Source organism: Deltaproteobacteria bacterium (assembly GCA_026712905.1).
In the GTDB taxonomy this organism is placed as follows: Bacteria; Desulfobacterota; Binatia; order UBA9968; family JAJDTQ01; genus JAJDTQ01.
Map to the genome: position 1 here is coordinate 1 of JAPOPM010000074.1, position 5,432 is coordinate 5,432.

5 protein-coding genes and 1 pseudogene are annotated in these 5,432 nt (G+C 67.0%); 4 read left to right on the forward strand and 2 right to left on the reverse strand.

Annotated elements, in window-relative coordinates:
* Positions 1-942, reverse strand: a pseudogene (locus OXF11_05755) (DUF839 domain-containing protein).
* Here OXF11_05755 and OXF11_05760 point away from each other — a divergent pair.
* The gene (locus tag OXF11_05760; protein ID MCY4486608.1) at positions 905-1,222 is read left to right on the forward strand and encodes a hypothetical protein; all 318 of its coding nucleotides are present in this window, start codon (positions 905-907) and stop codon (positions 1,220-1,222) included. The pseudogene OXF11_05755 and the gene OXF11_05760 sit on opposite strands and share 38 nt — an antisense overlap.
* Before the next feature lie 165 nt (positions 1,223-1,387).
* Here OXF11_05760 and OXF11_05765 read toward each other — a convergent pair whose 3' ends face one another.
* Positions 1,388-1,540, reverse strand: a complete 153-nt coding sequence (locus OXF11_05765; protein ID MCY4486609.1) for a hypothetical protein — start codon at positions 1,538-1,540, stop codon at positions 1,388-1,390.
* A 66-nt stretch (positions 1,541-1,606) separates the two neighbouring features.
* Here OXF11_05765 and OXF11_05770 point away from each other — a divergent pair, with 66 nt between their 5' ends.
* From OXF11_05770 to OXF11_05780, 3 genes are all read left to right on the forward strand, one after another.
* Positions 1,607-2,173, forward strand: coding sequence for a hypothetical protein (locus tag OXF11_05770; GenBank protein ID MCY4486610.1), 567 nt, complete (start codon positions 1,607-1,609; stop codon positions 2,171-2,173).
* Positions 2,174-2,248: 75 nt separating this feature from the next.
* The gene (locus tag OXF11_05775) at positions 2,249-2,941 is read left to right on the forward strand and encodes an Arm DNA-binding domain-containing protein (GenBank protein ID MCY4486611.1); all 693 of its coding nucleotides are present in this window, start codon (positions 2,249-2,251) and stop codon (positions 2,939-2,941) included.
* 820 nt (positions 2,942-3,761) lie between these two features.
* Positions 3,762-5,432: hypothetical protein (locus tag OXF11_05780; GenBank protein ID MCY4486612.1), on the forward strand; the 1,671-nt coding region annotated here is incomplete at its 3' end.

Here is a 5,432-nt window from a genome sequence, read left to right on the forward strand (position 1 = left end):
GTTGGGTTTCTTGCCGCGGTTCTTGTTGTTGGTAAGCGCGCAGTAGACCTCCGCCTTTCGCGGATTCGCCGCCACCCATTCGGGACGGTCCATGGTGGTGGCCTTCACCGCGGATGCGGCGATGCGGGTATGACTGCAGACGTCGGCCATGGAGGCCATTCCGGTGGATGCGGGGGTCAGCTCCAACCACTCGCCCCGGCCCCTGTCGGCGAATCTGGCCACGTAGACCCTGCCGTCCTCCAGCAGATCGGCGTTGTCGCCGCCCTCCACGCAGTGGCCGTCGCTCACGAACTTGTAGAGAAACTCGCCGCGCTCGTCGTCGCCCATGTAGACCACCACCTGCCCGTTGGCGGCCAGCACGACTTCGGCGTTGTCGTGCTTGAATCGTCCCAGCGCGGTGCGCTTCTTCGGGATCGACTTCGGGTCCAGGGGATCGATTTCGACGACATAGCCCGCGCGGTTCGGCTCGTTGGGGTGCCTGGCGATGTCGAAGCGTTCGTCCGTCATGGCCCATCCGTACTTGTCGGTGGCGTTGACGCCGTAGCGCTTGAGCTCGGGGCTGATCTTCACGCCAGCGTCGCTCGTGGAGAAATACTCGTGGAAGTTCTCCTCGCAGCTCAGGTAGGTGCCCCAGGGGGTGCGGCCGTTGCCGCAGTTGTTCCAGGTGCCGAGGCTGTGCGCGCCGGCCGGGTCGGCGGCCGTCTTGAGCAGCTCGTGGCCGCGGGCCGGGCCGGTGATCTCCATGGGCGTGTCCGCGGTGATCCTCCGGTTGTAGGGCGAGTCTTTGACGATGGACCACGCGCCGTCCTTCCGGGCGATCTCCACCACCGACACGCCGTGCGCGGCCTTGCTCTTTCGCACATCGTCCGCGTTGCGGGGCATCTTGCTGCCGCCCGCGAAGACGATGCCGAGGTTCACGTACTCGTTGTTGACCGCGAGGATGTTCGGACGCGGCGGCGCTGGCGGCGGACGGCAATGCCGATCCCGCGGGCCGGCTGGAGGCGGAGGCGGGCTACGGCCTGTCGGCCTTCGGCGGCCGGTTCACCGGCACGCCTATGCGGGCTTCGGGTACTCGGAGACGGAGCGCAAGTACCGGCTCGGCTGGCGGCTTGCCCGCCCGGCGGATACGGGCGCGTTCACGTTCTCGCTCGAAGCCAGCCGGTGCGAGACCGACAACGCGCCGGAGCACGGCATCGGGTTCCGGCTGACGACCCGCTGGTAGGGACGGTAGCCGGCCGCCCATGGAACCGGAACGCACGCGGGTTGTCCGCGGAAAAGGAGACCCGGACGCACGGCCTTGGCGCTCTTGACACTGCTGCCGGCTCCAGGGAAGCCGTGTCCGGCGTTCCCTTGCCGCCGGAGAAAGCCGTGGAGTAAAATGCGGTCTTCACGCCCTCCTCGTCCCCTTCATCGTCATCGCCGCCTCGACCCGCTTCACCACCAGTCCGTTGCCGTCCCGCATCTCCGGCGCCAAGGAGTCGCCCCGCACCCTGAGGATGCGGAGGTTCTCGGGCGCCGCGCCGCCCTCGTGACGGATCATGCTGTGCGGCCAGTGCCAGCGGGCGTTCTACCGCGGGTGTTCATCCCGTTCCCCATGTTCAGACGCATGGCAGCGCTCGACCTCCAGTCCGGCATGCCCCTGGACGACCGCCTGCGCCGGGCGGTTGCCGCCTGGTGTGAACGCCGCGGCGTGGGCGCCCGGCGCTTCGGCGTGGAAGCCCTGGGCGACCCGGGTTTCGTGTTCTCGCAGGCCCGGGGGCGCTCGGTGCGGCTTGGGACGGCGGACCGCATGCTGGTCTTCATGGGGCATCCGCCCTTGGGTCCGGCGTTCCGCAACGAGGTGGAGGCGTTCCTGGCCGTGACCGGCGCCAAGCTCTCGGTGCTGGGTGAGGAGGCTCCGCGCAATCCGTCCTTCGTGGGGAGGCTGGGCAAAGGGGCGTTGCCGCGGCTCAGGACGGTCGATCGGGTGAGCGCCTGGATGGCGGCCAATGCGAATGCGGAAGAGACCCGGGCCATCCGCGCCCGGGTTACGGACGAGGATGCTTTTGCCGGCGCCGTCACGTCGGGATCATCGGATGCTCCGCGCCCGAGGGGTCCGTGTTCGACGCGGCCAACCGGGTCTCGCGCGGCCTCGCCGACATGCTCGACGGCGGGAAGGCGGGCCGATGACTGAGCGCGCCCGCCTGACCGACGCTTCGCGCTCGCGGCCCGGTCCCGCGAACGCGAGTACGCGTTCCACGATACCGCCCTGCGAGGCTTCATGCTCCGGGTGCAGCCGAACGGCGCACGGTCCTGGGTGTTCCGCTTCCGGCGCGACGGCAAGCCGTGCCGGGGCACGCTCGGCAAGCCGGACGCGGTGGAGGCCGACCAGGCGCGAGCCGCCGCGCTCGCCTTCCTCGCGCGCGAGAAGGGCGGCGGGAATCCCGTGCCCATTCCCGCTTCCGGCCCGACGCTGACGAAGTCCGCCGCCGAATACGTCGAGCGGCATTCGCCTTCGTGGAAGCCGTCAACGCTGAAGCCCACCATGAGCCATCTAAACGGCGCCATCCTGCCCGCTCCCGGCCATCTGCGCGTCGGCTCGGTCGTGCGCGCCGACATTGCCCGCTTTTTCCACGAATACGGGAGACGAAAGCCGGGCGGCGCGAATCGCAGTCATGACATCCTGCGCAACTTATTCAACTGCGCGATCGCGTGGGGCCATCGGCCCGAAGCCGCTGGAGACCCTTGCGCCGGTATCGTCGTTACCGCCATCCGCCGCGCGGCTGCTCGGTGCGGACGACCTTGCGAGGCTCGGCGCGGTCCTGCGCGTTCGCACGGACGAAAACCGGATCTGCGTTGCGGCGGTGCGCCTGCTCCTGCTGACCGGATGCAGGCCAGGCGAGATACGCTGCCTGCGCTGGTCGGAGGTCAAGCCCGACCGGCTCGCCCTGAGCGACGCTAAGACGGGACCGAGGCACGTTCTGCTCGGCGAGGCGGCGCGGGAGCTACTGAACAGCCTCGCCGAAACGACGTCCGGGGAGTGGGTGTTTCCGGGCGACAAGAGAAACGGGCCGTTGAGTACAAATGATCTGTGGACGTTCTGGATCAGGGTGTGCGACGTGGCCGTAATCGTGTCCGATGCGCGGCTTCACGACTTGCGACATGCGCATGCCTCGCACGCGGTCATGAACGGAGAAAGCGTGCATGGTCTCCGGGCGCTTGCTGGGACACCGGCGGGCCAGTACGACCAACCGCTACGTCCATCTCAACGACGCCACCCTGAGCCAGACCGCGGAACGGGTGGCGGTCGCGATTGAGCGGGCGATGCGGCCTGAAAGCCCCGGGAAGAGGCAATCCTGTCGCTGATGCCGTCGGGCCCGTCACAAGGAAATCCGGGCGCGAACCGGGACTGCGCGACATGCGACCGTCCGTCCACTGCTAGGGCGGTGGCGGGTGTTCGGTTGGGCGGCGCGGCGCGCCGTTGCGTTTGCCCGGCGGCCCGCCCCTCTCGAACCGCCGCCAGGGCTTGGCTCGGTAAGGTGTGCGGGTGTATGCAATGTTCATTTCATACTGAGGTGACCATATTGACATGTTCACAACATAGTCTGGCATCGCATCGCCTGTCGCCGACATTTTTCGTGGCGGCTTCTTGCTATCCGGCGGAAGTGGTGATGAAGTGGTGACAATTTGGGAATCGGGGCATGGATGGAGTACGCTCAAGCCTTGCGAGCTCTCATAGTGGTACTCGGCAAGCCGTATGAGCCGAATTCATGAGGGGCACCATGTTCGACGGACGCTGGCGGAGGGTGCGACGCATCGGCATGCGGTGCGGCCAGGCGATCTTGGCAATCGTGCTGTTTCTGGTGCTTGGACCGGTGTTGGTCCACGCCGCTGACGAGTCTGCCAGCCCTTCTTACTCGTCGCTATTCGTTCAAGACACCCTGTCACGGGCGGGGGCCGCATGCGCGAACGGACTTGAAGGCTCGGTGTCGACCGACTGCCTCCTTGACCAAGCATTAAGCGGTGTTGTCATGGAGGAGGTTTCGCGCCTCGCGGGCGAACAGGGACGGTTCCTGTTCGGCGATAACTTCCGAATCGCCAATCGATTGAGATGGTCTCCGGGCGGGACAGGGCTCAACGGCGACATCGACACCGTCTTCCCGCTATCGTTCGGCACGGCGCTAGGTCCGGCGTCAATGGCTCCCGACGGACTGAAAACGGAGTCTGACGCACTGTTCCTTCAGTGGGGCGTTTCTCACTGGACCGACGATAAGGGAATGCGCCGCGATGATTTGCGCTACGGCCTCGTTCGCCGCTTCGCCCTGTCCGACACTCCGGGCGTCGATGTGTTTGGTGTCTCCGGCCTTTTGCAGCAAGGCCTGGAGAGTGGCCACCAGCGGTTCGTCACCGGCCTCGACTACGCTGGGAGCTGGGGCAACGGCTGGTTCCACCATTTTCTGCCGACCACGGGCTGGCGGCCCGGCCGTTCCGGATTCCAGGAGCGAGCGATCGAGGGAGCGGAACTCGGTCTGCGTCTGACGCCGACGACCACCATCGGCCTTGAGACGGCCCTTACCCGCTGGGAGGACAAGGACGCGTCCGGGAAGTGGAGGACCGGGGCACGAGTCGGCCTCGATTGGCGGCCGCATCCGTGGTTGAGCTTTCGAGCGGCATGGGAGGACACGGGCGACAGCGACGGTTCCGCGTCATTCGGAGTGAGGTTCTCCATACCGCTGGGCGGCGGACACCGGGAGCGACCGCGCTGGGCAGGGCTGGGGCTTGCGGGAGGAGGATCGGGTGCCGAGGCGAACGCGCCGGACATCTGGCGTCCGCTTGACAATGTGGGTCCGATCCAGTTCGCCGAACGGGCCATTCCATCGCCGTCCTCGCCACCACAGTTACCGTCGCCTCAGGCAGCCGATGCGGACGAATGCCGGGCGGGCCAGACGGTGCGGCCGGGCGAGAGTTGCGTCTACCCCGGTACCGACCTCGAGTTCTCGGTCCTTGCCTCGGGAAGCGGTCGCTTGGCGTTCTTTATTTCCGGTAGGAGCCTGAACATCGTCAACACGACCATCAACGGTCAGCGGATCACCTTCGTAGCGAATCGTCAGGACGACGGAAGCTGGTTGATCGAAAGAGTCGGGGACTCGGCTTCGGGCGAAGTTTCCGATCTGATGGTGGAGTCTCCTTCGGTGAGCGACGGCAATCCGGACGCCGGGGCGTCGTTCATACTGCGTGCGACGGTAAGCAACGGGGGCGCCGGTCGGTCCGCCGCGACGACGCTGCGCTACTACCGGTCTTCGGACGCGACGATTTCGGCGTCCGACACGGCGGTCGGTACGGACGCGGTGGGTGCGCTCGCGGCTTCGGGCGCGAGCGTGGAGTCGATCAGCCTGACGGCGCCGTCGAGCGTCGGCACCTACTACTACGGTGCGTGCGTGGACACGGTGCCA

What these genes read in the sequence shown, in the direction of transcription:
- OXF11_05765 (MCY4486609.1), bottom strand. Translation starts at nt 1,540, where the DNA reads ATGATCCGTCACGAGGGCGGCGCGGCGCCCGAGAACCTCCGCATCCTC.
- OXF11_05760 (MCY4486608.1), top strand. Translation starts at nt 905, where the DNA reads ATGCCGAGGTTCACGTACTCGTTGTTGACCGCGAGGATGTTCGGACGC.
- OXF11_05770 (MCY4486610.1), top strand. Translation starts at nt 1,607, where the DNA reads ATGGCAGCGCTCGACCTCCAGTCCGGCATGCCCCTGGACGACCGCCTG.